Source organism: Streptomyces diastatochromogenes, assembly GCF_002242805.1.
In the GTDB taxonomy this organism is placed as follows: domain Bacteria; phylum Actinomycetota; class Actinomycetes; order Streptomycetales; family Streptomycetaceae; genus Streptomyces; species Streptomyces diastatochromogenes.
Map to the genome: position 1 here is coordinate 198,566 of NZ_MCGQ01000022.1, position 15,250 is coordinate 213,815.

General features: G+C 71.3%; 11 protein-coding genes and 2 pseudogenes. 11 read left to right on the forward strand and 2 right to left on the reverse strand.

Annotated elements, in window-relative coordinates; genetic code table 11:
• Nucleotides 1-17: 17 nt before the first annotated feature.
• Together BEK98_RS26020 and BEK98_RS26025 are read left to right on the forward strand one after the other, a co-directional pair.
• Nucleotides 18-1,289, forward strand: a complete 1,272-nt coding sequence (locus BEK98_RS26020) for an MFS transporter (protein WP_208643228.1) — start codon at nucleotides 18-20, stop codon at nucleotides 1,287-1,289.
• 23 nt (nucleotides 1,290-1,312) lie between these two features.
• Nucleotides 1,313-2,335 carry a TolB family protein gene (locus BEK98_RS26025; protein ID WP_094219083.1) on the forward strand — a complete coding sequence of 341 codons (1,023 nt, stop codon included), beginning with the start codon at nucleotides 1,313-1,315 and terminating at the stop codon, nucleotides 2,333-2,335.
• A gap of 36 nt (nucleotides 2,336-2,371) precedes the next feature.
• Here the strand turns inward: BEK98_RS26025 and BEK98_RS26030 are convergent.
• Nucleotides 2,372-2,782: pseudogene (locus BEK98_RS26030) on the reverse strand (helix-turn-helix transcriptional regulator); the annotation flags it as partial.
• 360 nt (nucleotides 2,783-3,142) lie between these two features.
• Here BEK98_RS26030 and BEK98_RS26035 point away from each other — a divergent pair.
• The 8 genes and pseudogenes from BEK98_RS26035 to BEK98_RS26070 all read left to right on the forward strand — a co-directional run bounded on the left by BEK98_RS26035 (nucleotide 3,143) and on the right by BEK98_RS26070 (nucleotide 13,431).
• Nucleotides 3,143-4,246, forward strand: a complete 1,104-nt coding sequence (locus BEK98_RS26035) for a baeRF2 domain-containing protein (RefSeq protein WP_094219084.1) — start codon at nucleotides 3,143-3,145, stop codon at nucleotides 4,244-4,246.
• 99 nt (nucleotides 4,247-4,345) lie between these two features.
• Nucleotides 4,346-7,315: a helix-turn-helix transcriptional regulator gene (locus BEK98_RS26040; protein ID WP_244201977.1), complete on the forward strand. Its 2,970-nt coding sequence runs from the start codon at nucleotides 4,346-4,348 to the stop codon at nucleotides 7,313-7,315.
• A gap of 96 nt (nucleotides 7,316-7,411) precedes the next feature.
• Nucleotides 7,412-9,040: a S53 family peptidase gene (locus BEK98_RS26045; protein ID WP_094219085.1), complete on the forward strand. Its 1,629-nt coding sequence runs from the start codon at nucleotides 7,412-7,414 to the stop codon at nucleotides 9,038-9,040.
• Between the two features lie 52 nt (nucleotides 9,041-9,092).
• Nucleotides 9,093-9,248: pseudogene (locus tag BEK98_RS26050) on the forward strand (acyl-CoA dehydrogenase family protein); the annotation flags it as partial.
• A 3-nt stretch (nucleotides 9,249-9,251) separates the two neighbouring features.
• Entirely contained in the window at nucleotides 9,252-10,028 is a 777-nt protein-coding gene (locus BEK98_RS26055; RefSeq protein ID WP_094219086.1) for an SDR family NAD(P)-dependent oxidoreductase, read from the forward strand.
• A gap of 343 nt (nucleotides 10,029-10,371) precedes the next feature.
• Entirely contained in the window at nucleotides 10,372-11,376 is a 1,005-nt protein-coding gene (locus BEK98_RS26060; protein WP_094219087.1) for a sugar ABC transporter substrate-binding protein, read from the forward strand.
• A gap of 178 nt (nucleotides 11,377-11,554) precedes the next feature.
• On the forward strand, nucleotides 11,555-12,568 hold the full coding sequence (locus BEK98_RS26065; RefSeq protein ID WP_094219088.1) for a Gfo/Idh/MocA family oxidoreductase: 1,014 nt from the start codon (nucleotides 11,555-11,557) through the stop codon (nucleotides 12,566-12,568).
• Nucleotides 12,565-13,431 (forward strand): sugar phosphate isomerase/epimerase family protein, encoded by an 867-nt coding sequence (locus BEK98_RS26070; protein WP_094219089.1) that lies wholly within the window; start codon nucleotides 12,565-12,567, stop codon nucleotides 13,429-13,431. The genes BEK98_RS26065 and BEK98_RS26070 overlap by 4 nt, the downstream gene beginning before the upstream one ends.
• Nucleotides 13,432-13,509: 78 nt before the next feature.
• Here the strand turns inward: BEK98_RS26070 and BEK98_RS26075 are convergent, their stop codons facing one another.
• The gene (locus tag BEK98_RS26075; protein ID WP_167444266.1) at nucleotides 13,510-14,136 is read right to left on the reverse strand and encodes a TetR family transcriptional regulator; all 627 of its coding nucleotides are present in this window, start codon (nucleotides 14,134-14,136) and stop codon (nucleotides 13,510-13,512) included.
• Between the two features lie 121 nt (nucleotides 14,137-14,257).
• Between BEK98_RS26075 and BEK98_RS26080 the strand changes: the two genes are divergently transcribed.
• The gene (locus BEK98_RS26080; RefSeq protein ID WP_094219091.1) at nucleotides 14,258-15,250 is read left to right on the forward strand and encodes an aldo/keto reductase; all 993 of its coding nucleotides are present in this window, start codon (nucleotides 14,258-14,260) and stop codon (nucleotides 15,248-15,250) included.

Here is a 15,250-nt window from a genome sequence, read left to right on the forward strand (position 1 = left end):
GTCTGGAGTCCTCGATCATGTATCTCACCGACCGCTCCGCGTCTCCGGGGGCGGAGACCGGCCAGGGCCGAAGACGCGGCGCGGGGCCCAGGGTCGCCCCGGTCGTGCTCGTGCTGGGCGCGGTCAGCCTGATCACCGACATCTCCTCGGAGATGGTCACCGCCGTCCTGCCGCTCTACCTCGTCACCAACCTCGGCTTCAGCCCGCTGGGCTTCGGCACCCTCGACGGCGTCTACAACGGCGTCAGCGCGCTGGTCCAGCTCACCGGCGGCCACCTCGCCGACCGCATACGCAACCACAAGCTGCTGGCCGGGCTCGGCTACGGCCTGTCCGCGGTGTGCAAGCCGCTGCTCCTGCTCGCGAGCAGTATCGGCGCGTTCGGCACGGTCCTCGCGCTGGAACGGATCGGCAAGGGCCTGCGCACCGCCCCGCGCGACGCCATGATCTCGCTGTCCACGCCGCCCGAGAACCAGGGCCGGGCCTTCGGCGTGCACCGGGCGATGGACACCACCGGCGCGATGCTCGGCCCCCTGGCGGCCTTCCTCATCCTGCGCGCGGCGGCCGACGGCTACGACGCCGTGTTCGGCGTGAGCGGGTGCGTCGCCGTGTTCGGCGTGCTCGTACTGGTGCTGTTCGTACCCCGTAGACAGCAGGCCGCGCAGACGGACGAAGCAAGTGCGCCGGGCGGTGGACAGCCCGTCCGCGTACGCGAGGCGCTGGCGCTGCTGGGCCTGCCGCGGCTGCGGGCGCTCGCCGGCTGTGCCGCGCTGCTCGGCCTGACCACCGTCAGCGACGCCTTCGTCTACCTGCTCCTGCAACGGCGGGCGGGCATCGGCGAGCAGTGGTTCACGCTGCTCCCGCTGGGCACCGCCGTCGTGTTCCTGCTGCTGGCCGTGCCCGTCGGGGCGCTGGCCGACCGGGCCGGGCGGCGCACCGTGTTCCTCGCCGGGCACGTGGGTCTGCTCACCGCCTACGCCCTCCTGCTGTGGGCCCCGGCCACGCCGGTCCTCCCCTTCCTCGTACTCGCCCTGCACGGCACCTTCTACGCGGCCACCGACGGTGTGCTCCCGGCCGCCCTCGCCGGCATCGTGCCCGAGCAGCTGCGCGCCAGCGGTCTCGCCATCGTCGGCACCAGTCAGGCACTGGCCCGGTTCTGCTGCTCGCTGGCCTTCGGAGCCGCCTGGACGGTGTGGGGAGACGGCCCGGCGCTGGCCGGATCGGCGGTCGGCCTGCTGTGCTGCGCGGCTGTCGCGGGCCTGGTGCTGCGACCCGCCGGCGGGACCCGATGACCACCTCAGCCACAAGGATCCACATGACATCACTGCGCCGTCGCCTGCTCATACTCGTCGCGGCGGTCCTGGTGCTCGCCGGCGTCGGTACCGGTGTGGTCCTGCACGCCGCCGACCGCGCGGACCGGGCGAACCGGCCGCAGTCGGGCGGTCCCGCCGTCGGCATCGGCAAGTTGACGCTCGGCCAGAAGAACCGCCTGACGTTCATCAACACGGCCGCCGGCCCGCACCGCACCGCGGTCGCCTCCGTCCCGTCGACCGATCCCAGGGCCGGACGGACCGCGTCGAGCCTGAAGTGCGCGCGTTTCTATGCGGCAGCCGGCACGGGCATCTGCCTCCAGTCCAACCCCGGCGTCCTCAAGCAGAGCAACCGCGCCCTGCTCCTGGACGCCGGCCTCCGTACCAAGCGCACCTTCCCGCTCGCCGGCACCCCCAGCCGGGCCCGGGTCTCCCCGAGCGGCCGCTTCGCCGCCTGGACCGTCTTCGTCTCCGGCGAGTCCTACTCGTCGGCCTTCTTCACCACCAGGACGTCGATCCTGGACACCCGCGCCATGCGGCTGACGCCCAGTCTGGAGACGTTCTCCATCGTCAAGGACGGCAAGCCGTACCACGCCAAGGACATCAACTTCTGGGGCGTCACCTTCGCCTCCGACGACGACACCTTCTACGCCACCCTCAACACCGCCAACACCACCTATCTGGTGCGCGGTTCGCTGTCCCGGCGTACGGTCACCATCCTGGTCCAGAACGTGGAGTGTCCCTCGCTCTCCCCGGACGGGACCCGTGTCGCCTTCAAGAAGCGGATCCTGTCCCGTACGAATCTGTGGCACGAGTACGTCCTCGACCTGCGCACCCTGAAGGAGACGGCGCTGGCCGAACGCCACAGCGTCGACGACCAGGCGACCTGGCTCGACAACGACACCGTCGCCTACGCGCTCCCGACCAACGGCAAGGTCGGCAGCAGCGACCTGTGGAGCGTGCCCGCGGACGGCACGGGCACCCCCCGCCTGCTGATCGCGGGTGCCTCTTCCCCGGCGCCGTTGTAGACCCCGATCGCCTCGTCCCGCACGGCCCGGGGTGTGTCACGGGTTGAGGCTGCGGAAGTCGCCGGGGGTGGTGCCGGTGTGGCGGCGGAAGAACTTGCCGAAGTCGGCCGGTTCGGAGAAGCCCAGGCGGTGGGCGATGGTGGCGACGGGCTCGTCGGTGTGGGCGAGCAGGCGCTGGGCCTGGAGGGCGACGCGGGCGTCGATGACCTGCTTGACGGGCTTGCCGGTGGCGGCCTGGCAGGCGCGGGTGAGGGTCTTGACGGTGTAGCCGAGGCGGTGGGCGTAGTCCTCGGCGCGCCGGCTGGTGGCGTAGGAGCGTTCCAGTTCGGCGCGGAAGCGAGCGTAGACCTCGCCGCCGGCCTGCGGGTCGGCGTGCGGTCCGTGGCGGGGCAGACGGTCGATGTGCAGCAGCAGCGCGCCGACCAGCAGGCGCAGGATCTCGGGGGAGGATCGAGACCCCGCGCCACCTCAACCGCCGCTTCACCGGCGGCTACTGACACGCGACCAGGTGGCCGACCCAGAAAGGGTGGGCGGGAGCTTTCCATCCGGCGGTTCCTGAACCGCCTCGCCCACTTCACCACCGTCTTCCCCCTGCCCTCCGCTCCAGGAGAAGGCTCCTTCACTGTGTGTCGTGCCCCGACTACCCGTCCGGGTCCGATCGATGCGGCCGTCCGTCACCGGGCGGCACGTGTGCCGGCGGTACGGCCGTACGGGCGTGGGTACCCGGCCGTCGCGGATCGCTCGGCCGCTGGAAGGGGCGGAGCGGCGCCTCGACGACCTCACGTGAAGGGACAGGAGCAGAGCCGCATGAGACTTTCCTTCCTCGAACCCCTGTACAAGCAGCCGGGTCCCTTCGCCTCGGTCTATCTGGACACCTCCCGCGACAGCGTCGTCGAGGATCCCGACGCCGCCATAGAACTGCGCTGGCGACATCTGCGGGACGCCCTGACCTGCGAGGGAGCCGACCAGGACTCCCTCGCCGCGGCGGCGGAGGCCGTGGGCAGCGACACCGACGTCCCCGGCGCCCACGGGCAGGCGGTGTTCACCGCGCACGGCCGGCTGGCCCTGCTGGACGAACTGCCCGACCCGCCCGCACGGGACACCGCGCACTTCGGAACCCTGCCGTACACCCTGCCGCTGATCGTCCAGCACTCCCCCGGGATCCCCTACCTGGCGGCGTACGTCCACTACAGCGGCCGGCACTCCACGGACGCCCCGGGCAGTGTGCGGATCGAGGCGGAGATCGGCGTATGGCCCCTGACCAGGGTCACGCCGGGGCACCGGCTCGACGAGGAGATACCGGTGACCGACTGGCTGAACGCCGCCCAGGTCATCGGCCGGGAGCTGGAGGGCCACGCGCGGCGCATCGACGCCGAGGATGTGGTCGTGGCGGGAGATGTGTGGGCGCGCGGCATTCTCGTCCGCCGGCTCCCCCAGGCCCTGCTCGGACGGGTCGTCACCGTCGAGGGCGCCGGTGAGTCCCGGCCGGGCCGGGCACTGCTGGAGCACCGGCTCGAAAGCCTCTTCGGCGGACGTATGGCCGCGCACGACCGGTCCCTGCTGGCGGCCTTCCTCGCCGAGTGCGCCCACGGCGGAGCGTCGGCCGAAGGCCTCGCCCCGGCCGTGTCGGCTCTGCAGCGCGGTCAGGTCAAAGCCCTCTTCCTCAACCACCACCCCGAGTCGCCGCTCCGTCTGTGGGCCGGCCCGGAACCCGGCCAACTCGCCCTCGCCGAACAGGAACTGCGCTCCTACGGCGTCCAGGACGTCCGCGAGGAGCGTGCCGACGCGGTACTCACCCGCGCCCTGGTCGGTACTCGGGCCGAGCTGGTCCTGGTGCCCGAGCAGCAGGTGAGGCTGTACGAGGGCGTGGGGGTACTGCTCCGCTACACCGAACCGGAACCCCGCGTGTGACCGCACGACGCGTCCCGCTCGTGCCGTCGGCGGTTCGACGAACAGGCAGCGTGACAATCGTCATTGACAAGCCAAATCCCCGAAGGTTGTCATGAACACATGATGCGCCACCCACAGAACACAGGGTGGGCGGCTGCCGGGGGCGTACGGGTGTTGACGGGGCGCCGCGAGCTGCTCGACACCGCCGGGGCCGAGCTGACGGCCCGTCCCGGAGTGCTCTTCCACGGTCCGGCGGGGATCGGCAAGTCCATGCTCGTGGCTGCCCTCATGACGTCCGCGGCCAGGCAACCGGGCGGCACGGTGCTGCACTGCTCGCCCGCCGAGGAGGACGCCCGGCTTCCGTTCGCCGGCCTGATCGACCTGCTCGCGCGGGTGCCGGAGAGCTTCCTCGGGACCCTGCCGCCCGAGCCCCGGGCGGCGCTGAGGGCGGCCCTGATGCGTGGCCGGGAACCGGACGGCGACCAGAGCCGGCTCGCGTTGCGCGTCGCCGTCGTAGAAGTGCTGCGCACGCTCGCTGCCACCGGCCCCGTTCTGCTGGTCGTCGACGGCCTCCAGTGGCTCGACGAGCCGAGTGCCGAGGCGCTGGCCTTCGCCGTGCGCCGCGTCGGGGGTCTCGACATACGGGTGCTGGCCACCGAGCGCGTGGCCCATGGGGAGCAGCCGGAACGGCTGTGCTGCTGCCCGCCCGGCACCGTCGAACTTCCCGTGCCGCCGCTGACGGACGACGAGGTGGCAGATCTCGTGCGCACCGGCGTCGGTGCCGACCTGCCATCGGCGGTGACGCGGGCGATCCAGGACACCGCTGCCGGAAACCCTTGGTACGCACTGGAGTTGGGGCAGGTCGCCCCGCGCGACGGAGCCTCCGTCGGCTTGGGCCGGACGCTGCCCGTACCCAAAAGGCTGCGTAACCTGCTGCTGAACGACCTGCGTACGCTGCCGGAAGCGGCGCGGCGCACCCTCCTCGTCACGAGCGCCGCCGCCCGCCCGAGCCTCACTCTGCTGCGTGGCGCCGGGATCCCTGACCCCGTCGCGGACCTCGCGGAGGCCGAACGGCTCGGCATCGCGACGGCCGACGCCCACGGAACCGTGCGTTTCGCGCATCCGCTGATCCGGGCCGCCGTCTATGCCGACGCCCCGGAGTACGGCCGCCGGGAGGCACACGCCCTGCTGGCCCGCGCGGTCACCGAGCCCGTGGAGCAGGCCCGCCACCTCGGGCTCGCCCACCCGTACGAGGACGAGAACACCGCCCGCACGCTGATGTCCGCGGCCGAGCACGCACGGCTCGACGGCGCCGCCGCTGCCGCTGCCGCCTTCGAACTGGCCGGGCTCGCCGCCCGGTGCACTCCCGGCGACCGCCCGGCGGACCGCGCCGAGCGGCTGCTGGCCGCGGCCGAGTACGCCTGCGACGCGGGACAGCTGGAGGAAGCGGGGCAGGCCGCCGAGACCGTCCTCGCCGGGTCGGGCTCCGCACGGCAGCGGGTACGGGCCCGGCTGATCCTGCTGCGCAACGCCGGTCAGGCGCTGCAGGGTGCCCGTGAACTGATCGAGGAAGGGCTGCGGGACGCCGACGGCGATCCGGAGGCCGAGGCATGGCTGCACTACTGGGCGGCCGTACGCGGGCTGCTGTGCGGGGAGTTGGAGGAGGCGGCCCGGCATGCCCGGCGCGCTGCCCGGCAGGCGGACCGGGCAGGCGACCCGGACACCAGGATCGGAGCCCTCGCCACCCTCGCCCGGGTGCGGTCCCTGGCCGGGGATCCGGCGGCCGCCGGCGCCGCGCTGGAGGAGGCGCTCGCCCTGGCCGGTGGCGCCGACGCCGGCCCGGAGAGCTGGGGACTGATCCGGATGCGGGCGATCCTCGCCCTGGACTCCGACCAGGTCACCGAGGCCGGGGAACAGGTCACCCAACTCCTCGCGGACATCGGTGAGTTGGCCGGAGTCGAGGAGGTCATGGCGACCCTGGTGGCGCTGACCCGTATCCAGGTGCGCTCCGGGCACTGCCGGGAGGCGCTGCGCACCGCCGCCCGCTGCACGCGCGCCCTGGCCGAGACCGGCGTGCAGGCGGCTCCGGCCCTGTACGCGGCGGCGCTCGCGGCGACCGCGGGCGGCACCGCCGACGAGGCCCGGCGCCTCGCCGAGCAGGCGGTACGGGCCTCGGAGGCGGACGGAGACCGGCTGTTCCTGCTGCGTGCGCTGGCCGTGCTCGGGCAGGCCGAGCTGCTCGCCGGCGACCCGAGAGGCGCGGCGGCCGCGGTGGAGGCGCTGCAACGCGTCAAGCAGCTCGGCGAGGCGATGTGCGCCGCCGACCCGCCGTTGCTGCACTGGTACGGCGACCTCGCCGAGGCCCTGGTGGTCCTCGGCGAGACCGACGCGGCCGGGACCGTGCTCCGCGAGGCCCGCACGCGCGTGTCCGGCGATGCGCCCGGGAGCGTACTGGCGGCTCTGGAGCGGGCGGAGGGGCTGCGCGAGGCGGGGCTCGGCCGGGCGAAGGAGGGTGCGGTACGGCTGCGGGGCGCGGTGGACCGGCTGCGTCGACTCCCGTTGCCCGTGGAGCTGGTGCGCACCCTGATCGCGCTCGGCACGGTCGAACGCCGCTCGCGCCGCAGGAGCGCGGCGCGGACGGTCCTCGGCGAGGCGCTGGAGACCGCGACCCGGATCGGCGCCGCTCCCCTGGCGGCGCGGGCCAGGGACGAGCTGGCGCGGCTGGAGGCCGGAGACCGAGGTGGTGAGACAGGCGCGGGCGGCCCCGAACTCACCCCCACGGAAGCGCGGATCGCCGAACTGGTCGGCGGCGGGGCCACCAACCGGGAAGTCGCCGCCGAGCTGTTCATCAGCGTCAAGACGGTGGAGGGCACCCTCTCCCGCGTCTACCGCAAGCTGGGCGTCCGCTCGCGCACCGCGCTCGCCCATGCGATGGCGGTCGCCGTCATCGCCTCCGGAGCGGGTGTACCTACCGCCGATGACGACCAAGTCAAGCCCGCAGCACAGACAATGACAGTAAGCCAGTCGGGCCGTATCCGAACTCCCCGCTCGACACACGCCGTTGACGTGACACCTGTAGTTAACACATAAAGCAAGGGTTCCCCCGCTTATGAGGGTGGGGCTGCTGTTCCTACGGTGAAGCCGTTCCCCTTCCGGGACATCACCCCCACTCTCCGGAGGACCTCAGTGAAGTCACGTCTGAAACTGCTCGGTCTGGTCACCGTGCCGGCCCTGCTCGCCGCGGCCGTCCCCGCCGCCTACGCGGCCAACGCGGCTGAGCCCCACTCAACTCGCGCGGCCATCACCGGAGATGTCCTCAAGGGCCTGAACAAGGACGCGACCCGCACCGGCAACATCGCTGCCGGCAAGCGGATATCGGTGGCGATCAGCCTGACCCCCAGAAACGACAAGGCACTCGACACCTTCGTGGCCAAGGTCAGTGACCCGCGATCCAGTTCATACGGCCACTACCTGACGAAGCGCCAGTTCGCGGCCCGCTTCGGCCGGACCGACGCCGAGATCAAGCAGCTCAAGGACTACCTGCGGGCGCAGGGCCTCACCGTCACCGCCGTCCACTCGGGCAACCTGCTGGTCGACGCCAAGGGCACCGCCGCCCAGTTGCAGAAGGCCTTCGGCACCAAGCTGTCGACCTGGAAGGACGCCAGGTCCGGACGCTCGTTCTACGCCAACGACAGCGCGCCGACCCTGCCGACCGCCATCGCCTCCCTCGTCAGCGACGTGGCGGGCCTCAACAACCGGACCCAGCTGCACCACCAGGCACCCTCCACCGTCACCCCGCACAACGGTCCGGGCGGCGGCTACACCCCGGCCCAGCTCAAGGGCGGCTACAACGTCTCCGGCACGTACACCGGCAGCGGCCAGAACATCGCGCTCATCGAGTTCGACGGCTTCCAGCAGTCCAACATCACCACCTACGACAACAACTACAGCCTGGGCTCGCCCACCCCGACCGTGAAGAAGGTGGACGGCGGCTCCGGCGCGCTCGGCGACGGCCAGGTCGAGGTCGAGCTGGACATCGAGGTGCTGCACGCGATCGCCCCCAAGGCGAACGTCACCGTCTTCGAGGGCCCGAACTCCGACGCCGGCGAGGTCGACACCTACCAGGCCATCGTCGACGCCGGCATCCCGACGACCTCGATCAGCTGGGGCGCCGCCGAGAGCGCGCGCACCACGTCCAACATCAACGCCGTCGACGCCGTGTTCAAGGCCGGCGCCGCCCAGGGCCTCGGCTTCTACGCGGCCTCCGGCGACGACGGCTCCGACGACGCGGGCGACGGCGGCACCTCCGTCGACTACCCGGCCAGCGACCCGTACGTCACCGGCGTCGGCGGCACCAAGCTGACGGTCACCTCGTCCAACGCCTGGAGCAAGGAGGTGGCCTGGTCCGGCGGCGGTGGCGGCAAGTCCTCCGTCTTCAAGATCCCCAGCTGGCAGACCGCGGTACAGAAGAGCGCGGGCGGCGGCTTCCGCCAGGTCCCGGACGTCTCGGCCCACGCCAACCCCAGCCCCGGTGTCTCGATCTACTCGCAGGGCTCCTGGTCCTCGGTCGGCGGCACCAGCGCCGCCGCGCCGGAGTGGGCGGCGTTCGCCGCGCTGTACAACCAGCAGGCCAAGGCGGCCGGCAAGGCCAACCTCGGCTTCGCCAACCCCGCCCTCTACTCGGCGAGCAGCACCGGCTTCCACGACATCACCAGCGGCAGCAACGGCGCCTACTCCGCCGCCAGCGGCTGGGACTTCACCACCGGCTGGGGCTCGTACAACGCCGCGACCCTGGCGAGCAAGCTGCTCGGCTGACGCCCAGCGGCTGAAGCCCACAACCTCAGCGCGGGCCGGGATCCTCCCGGCCCGCGCCGTCGACCGCTGTCTTCAACTCTTCGCCGGTTAGGGCTACATCCTGGAGTACCCGATCGCCCGGCTCTACGCGGACGCCCGTATCGCCCGCGTCCACGCCGGCACGAGCGGGGTCATGAAGGTCATCATCGCCAAGTCCCTGGGGTTGTGAGACATGCTGGTGGACGACTTCTCCGGCCGGCCCGGCCTCGCGTTCGTCGCGGGCGGCACCGGTGGCATCGGCGCCGCGATCGTCCGGACGCTGGCCGAACGCGGCAGCGACATCGCGTTCACCTACCGCACCAACGAGCAGGCGGCCGAGGGGCTCGTCGGGGAGGTGAAGGCGTACGGCCGCCAGGTCACGTCCCTGCGCGTGGACCTGACCGAGGAAACGGAGACGGCCGGGGCCGTGACCGGGGCCGCCGAGACCCACGACGGCATCCACACGCTCGTGTACGCGGCCGGGCCGCACGTGCCCATGACCCACCTGAGCGAGGTCACGCCCGGCCGGTACCGCGCCCAACTCGAGGCCGACGCCGTGGCGTTCTTCAACCTCGTCCACCCCGCGCTGCCGCTGCTCCGCGCGAGCCGGGGCAGCATCGTCGCCGTCACCACCGTCGCCACGCGCCGCTTCCCGGTCCGCGACGGGCTGTCGTCCGGCGCCAAAGGCGCGGTCGAGGCGGTCGCCCGTGCTCTGGCCGCCGAGGAGGGCCGCTACGGCGTCCGCGTCAACTGCGTCGCCCCCGGCATGCTCACGGACGGCATCGCGGCCCGGCTGATCGACACGGGAGAACTCGACGAGGAGGCCCTGGCCGTCGCCCGCCGCAACATCCCGCTCCGCCGGTTCGGCCATGCGCAGGACATCGCGGAGGCGGTCGCCTTCCTCGCCTCGGACCGGGCCGGATTCGTCACCGGGCAGGCGCTGGGCGTGGACGGCGGGTACAGCGTCTGAGGCCTCCGCCGGGCCACTGGTTCCTGATCGCCTCGCCTCGACGGTGATCGCCAACTGCCCCTCGCCCCGGGCGACATCGCCTACCTCCGCGCCAAGGAGGGCCAGGCTCAACACGCTGCTGCGGACACAGGCGCGGGCCGCCGGCGCCATGTACGTCGACACGTATACACCGTCCCGCGGCAGCCGAAGCCGCGGGCGGATGCTTTTGTTGGGACGTCCTGACATACCTGTTGACATCCCCCATGGCGCGCCCCATAGCACGAGCCACTAGAGCGCGCTAATAAAGCGCTCTAGTGGCTGGAAACGCTCGGTTACCTGAACCGCACAGCGAGGTGCAAGGGACATGCACAGAAACCATCGAGCCGCCGCCTGGGCCGCCGTCGTTCTCACCGGCGTTCTTGTCGCCACCGGCTGCTCCAGCAGCTCCGGCGGCAAGAAGTCCGAGGAGGGCGGTGCGGCCGCCGCCGCGGGCAAGGCCGACACGCCCCGGATGACGGTGGCCATGGTCACCCACGCCTCCCCCGGCGACACCTTCTGGGACCTCATCCGCAAGGGTGCCCAGGCCGCCGCCGCCAAGGACAACATCAAGCTCGTCTACTCCAGCGACCCCAACGCCGGCAACCAGGCCAACCTGGTGCAGAACGCGATCGACCAGAAGGTCGACGGCATCGCGCTCACCGCGGCCAAGCCCGACGCCATGAAGGACGTGGTCGCCAAGGCCAAGGCGGCCGGCATCCCGGTCGTCGGCTTCAACTCCGGCCTGGACAACTGGAAGCAGCTCGGCATGCTCGAGTACTTCGGCCAGGACGAGAACATCGCCGGCCAGGCCTTCGGCCGGCGCCTGAACCAGATCGGCGCCAAGCACGCCCTCTGTGTCATCCAGGAACAGGGGCAGGTCGCACTGGAGGCCCGCTGCGCCGGCCTCAAGAAGGGCTTCAACGGCAAGACGGACATCCTCTACGTCAACGGCACCGACATGCCCTCGGTGAAGTCGACGATCACCGCGAAGCTCAAGGCCGACTCCTCCATCGACCAGGTGGTCACCCTCGGCGCCCCGATCGCGCTGACCGCCGTGCAGTCGCTGTCCGACGCGGGCAGCAAGGCCAAGGTCGCGACCTTCGACCTCAACCAGCAGCTCGTCAAGGCCGTCCAGGACGGCACGGTCGAGTTCGCCGTCGACCAGCAGCCGTACCTGCAGGGGTACCTCGCCGTCGACTCCCTGTGGCTGTACAAGAACAACGGCAACTTCAGCGGTGGCGGCACCGCACCCGTGCTGACGGGCCCGGCCTTCATCACCAAGGACAACGCCGACACGGTCGCCGGGTTCGCCGCGAAGGGCACCCGGTGATGAGTGTGCCCCAGCATGCCGAGCCGGCGGTGACCACCCGCACCGTTGATGATCGGCCTCTTCTCCCTGCTGATGCCCTTACGCCGTCCTCGCGATGACCGTCGCCTTCCTGGCCTTCCCTGGTCGCCGGCACCGGGATCCCCTGACCCTCTTGTTCGCATGTCCTAAGGAAACGACCATGACCGTACGTGTGGGAGTGATCGGCGCCGGCTGGATCGGCAAGGAGCACATCCGGCGGCTCACCGACACCATCACCGGAGCCCGCGTCACCGCGGTCACCGACATCGACGCCGCCCGGGCCGCGGAGGCGGCGCCGGTCGGCGCCCGAGTACTACCCGACGGCGCTTCCGTGGTCGCGGCGGACGATGTCGACGCCGTCCTCGTGACGTCCTGGGGCCCGACCCACGCCGAACACGTGCTGAACGCGATCGCCGCCGGAAAGCCGGTGTTCTGCGAGAAGCCCCTGGCCACCACCGCCGAGGACTGTCTGAAGATCATCGAGGCGGAGCAGGCCCACGGCCGCCGGCTGGTCCAGGTCGGCTTCATGCGCCGCTACGACGCCGGGTACCGGCAGATGAAGCAGGTCATCGAGTCCGGCCGGATCGGCGAGCCGCTGATCGTGCACTGCGCCCACCGCAATCCGACCGTCCCGGAGTCGTACACCTCCGCCATGGCCGCCCTGGACACGGCCGTACACGAGGTGGACGTGCTGCGCTGGCTGCTCGACGACGAGATCGTCTCCACCCAGGTGGTCACCCCGCGGGCCACCGGCAAGCGGTTCGAGCACCTGAGGGATCCGCAGATCATGCTGTTCGAGACCGCCAAGGGTGTCCGTATCGATCTGGAGGTCTTCGTCAACTGCCAGTACGGCTACGACATCCAGTGCGAGGCGGTGGGCGAGGAGGGCCTGGTCCGCCTGCCCGACCCGGCCGCGGTCGGTGTGCGCAGCGCGGGACAGCACAGCACGGAGGTGCTGACGGACTGGGTGGGCCGTTTCGCGGACGCCTTCGACACCGAGTTCCGCGAGTGGATCGCGGCGGTCGACGCCGGCAACGAGCCCACCGGCCCCTCGGCCTGGGACGGCTACGCCGCCACCGTCATCACCAGCGCGACCGTCGAGGCCCTGGAGTCCGGCCGCGTCATCGCCACGGACCTCAAGCCCCGCCCCACCTTCTACGGAGGCATCGCGTGAAGATCGCCCTCGACCCGTACATGTTCCGCGCGCTGCCGATCGACGACATGGTGCGCACGGTGGCCGAACTCGGCTACGGGTACATCGAGTTGTCCCCGCGCGACGACTTCATACCGTTCTTCCTGCGCCCGAGGGCGGACGACGGGCGCATCGCGGAGCTGAAGAACTCCCTGCGCACGCACGGCGTCAAGCTGTCCTCCGTGCTCCCCCTCTACAAGTGGTCCTCGCCGGACGAGACCGAGCGGCAGGCCGCCGTGCGGTACTGGAAGCGCATGATCGAGATCACCGCCGATCTCGAATGTCCGCTGATGAACTCGGAGTTCAACGGCCGCCCGGAGCGCGCCGCCGAGAGCGAGGCTGCCTTCTGGGGCTCGCTGGAGGAGCTGCTGCCGCTGTTCGAGCGCGAGGGCATCGCCCTCAACCTCGAAGCCCACCCTGACGACTTCTGCGAGGAGAACACCCCCGCGGTCGACCTCGTCCGGGCGATCAACAAGCCCTGGGTGAACTACCTCTACTGCGCCCCGCACTCCTTCCACCTCTCGGGTGCCGACCCGACGGCGGACATCGCGGCGATGATGCGCTACGCCGGCGACAAGCTCCAGCACGTGCACATCGCCGACTCCTTCAACCACAAGGGGTCCTCGGGTCTGCGGTACATCCTCAACCCGCCGGGCACCACCGCCCGTATCCACCAGCACCTGGACATCGGCCAGGGTGAGGTCGACTGGGACGCCTTCTTCGGCACGCTGCGCGAGCTGGACTTCGACGGCGTGGCCACGGCCTGCGTCTTCGCCTGGGAGGAACGCGCCCGGGAGTCCTCCGCGTTCATGCTGGACCGCATCAGCAAGGAGTTGGCTTCCTGAGGCTGCCGCTCACCGCGCGAGCGGCAGCCAGAGCACCGGGGAGGGCCGGTCAACNNGTTGACCGGCCCTCCCCGGTTCTCACTTCACGCGCGGAAAGAGGCGCTCGACCGCGGCCACCAGTGCGGCGCGGCGGGCCGCGGTGGACGGATCCGCGGCCCGTTCCTCGGCGACGGCGCCGATCTCGGGCTGCCCTGCCCAGGTGGAGGCGATCTGGTTGATCAGCGCGAGGACGTCCACCGGGTCCCAGGCCGGGTCGAGCAGCCCGGCGCGCTGTGCGTCGCGCAGCTGCTCGCACTTGCGGACGATGATCGCCTGGAGGGAACCCGCGACGTCGGCGGTGGAGTCGCCCAGCTCCAGGCGGCCCCAGGTGATCAGGCGGTAGTGGTCGGGGCGAGCCGTGAAGTGGTCGAAGAGGAGGCCGGCGTAGCCGGGCAGGTCCGCCGCGTCCATCTGCGTGGCCTCGGCGAGTGCGGCCAGCTCACGTTCGGCGACGTGGGCGTAGAGGGCCTCCTTGCTGCGGAAGTAGGCGTAGACCCGCTCCTTGCTGGTCCTGGCCTGCTTGGCGAGGCGGTCCACGCGGGCGCCGGCGATGCCGTACCGGGCGAACTCCTCCTGGGCGGCGGCGACGATCCGCTCGCGCGTGGAGTCGACGGAGTCGCCTGCGGCGGCACCGGAGGTCTGACCAGAGGAGGCGGAGCGAGGCATGCCCTCAGGATAGAGGACCAAACCGTTTGGTTTGCATCGGGCCGATCCCCTGCCTAGACTCAAACCAGACCGTTTGGTTTGACCCATAGGGTCGACAACACCCCCCACGAGGAGAGAACTCATGCAGCACCGCCCCCTGGGACAACAGGGCCTGCGCGTCTCGGCACTCGGCCTGGGCGTGATGGGCATGACCATGGCCTACGGCCCCTCGAACGAGGACGAGGGCATCGCCACCATCCGCCGCGCCCACGAGCTCGGGATCGACTTCTTCGACACCGCCGAGTTGTACGGCCAGGGCACCGGCAGCAACGAGGTCCTGCTCGGCAAGGCCGTCAGGGGCTTCCGTGACGACGTGGTCCTGGCCACCAAGTTCGGCTTCGACATGACCGCCGAGCCGTTCGGCTCCGGTGTCGACAGCCGTCCGGAGAACATCCGCAAGGTCGCCGAGAACAGCCTGCGCTACCTGGGGACCGACCGTATCGACCTCTTCTACCAGCACATCTCCGACCCCGATGTGCCCGTCGAGGAGGTCGCCGGAACCGTCGGCGAACTGATCGCGGAAGGCAAGGTGAAGTACTTCGGCCTCAGCAACGTCGGCCCGCAGTACATCCGCCGCGCCCACGCCGTCACCCCGGTCGCCGCCCTGCAGTCCGAGTACTCGGTCTTCGAGCGGGAGCTGGAGGAGAAGATCCTGCCGGTGCTCCGGGAGCTGGGAATCGGCCTGGTGCCGTACGCGCCCCTCGGTCGCGGCTTCCTGTCCGGCGCGGTCAAGCCCGCGAGCGAGTACCCCGAGGGCGACATGCGCCGCTGGGACGAGCGCTGGCAGGGCGAGAACTACACCTACAACCTGCGCGCCACCGAACAGCTCAAGGAGTTCGCCACGGCCAAGGGCCTCACCGTCGCCCAGCTCGCACTGGCCTGGCTGCTCGCCCAGGGCGAGGACATCGCCCCGATCCCCGGCACCCGCAGCCCCGAGCGCGTGGCGGAGAACGCCCACGCCGCCGACGTCCGGCTCACCGAGGCCGACCTGACCCGCATCGCCGAGATCCTCCCCCAGGGCTCGGCGGGCAGCCGCCTGCCGGCCGCGCTGATGCCCAACTTCATCACCGACTGA

Coding starts and splice junctions, on each gene's coding strand:
- BEK98_RS26040 (WP_244201977.1), top strand. CDS start 4,346: ATGATGCGCCACCCACAGAACACAGGGTGGGCGGCTGCCGGGGGCGTA.
- BEK98_RS26065 (WP_094219088.1), top strand. CDS start 11,555: ATGACCGTACGTGTGGGAGTGATCGGCGCCGGCTGGATCGGCAAGGAG.
- BEK98_RS26075 (WP_167444266.1), bottom strand. CDS start 14,136: ATGCCTCGCTCCGCCTCCTCTGGTCAGACCTCCGGTGCCGCCGCAGGC.
- BEK98_RS26025 (WP_094219083.1), top strand. CDS start 1,313: ATGACATCACTGCGCCGTCGCCTGCTCATACTCGTCGCGGCGGTCCTG.
- BEK98_RS26020 (WP_208643228.1), top strand. CDS start 18: ATGTATCTCACCGACCGCTCCGCGTCTCCGGGGGCGGAGACCGGCCAG.
- BEK98_RS26080 (WP_094219091.1), top strand. CDS start 14,258: ATGCAGCACCGCCCCCTGGGACAACAGGGCCTGCGCGTCTCGGCACTC.
- BEK98_RS26060 (WP_094219087.1), top strand. CDS start 10,372: ATGCACAGAAACCATCGAGCCGCCGCCTGGGCCGCCGTCGTTCTCACC.
- BEK98_RS26035 (WP_094219084.1), top strand. CDS start 3,143: ATGAGACTTTCCTTCCTCGAACCCCTGTACAAGCAGCCGGGTCCCTTC.
- BEK98_RS26055 (WP_094219086.1), top strand. CDS start 9,252: ATGCTGGTGGACGACTTCTCCGGCCGGCCCGGCCTCGCGTTCGTCGCG.